The organism is Vibrio sp. 10N.261.52.A1, assembly GCF_002876325.1.
Lineage (GTDB): Bacteria > Pseudomonadota > Gammaproteobacteria > Enterobacterales > Vibrionaceae > Vibrio > Vibrio chagasii.
The window spans coordinates 1-205 of sequence record NZ_MCYD01001321.1; the positions used below are offsets into that span (position 1 = coordinate 1).

A 205-nucleotide genomic window follows, 5' to 3' on the forward strand; every position below is an offset into this window, starting at 1 on the left:
CCCTGCAGAAGGTAAAATTTATCCAAGCCAAGATTGGGAACATGTCGAGTTTGTGATTCCTTCTCACGCCCAAACGGCTGACGAGTACTTAGCGGATCTGAAAGACACTTACCCGCAGTTCGCTGCTAACTTTGAAACGCTGGCTGAGCAAGGTATTAAGATCAAGCTGTCTAGCCCGAAAGGTGAGGGTGAGCGTTTGAACAAC

The 205-nt window shown here is 48.3% G+C and carries 1 protein-coding gene; it reads left to right on the forward strand.

The annotated features are described in order from the left end of the window. Positions 1-205, forward strand: a 205-nt coding sequence (locus tag BCT81_RS27305) for a VOC family protein (protein ID WP_198596977.1), incomplete at both ends; no start/stop codon positions are given.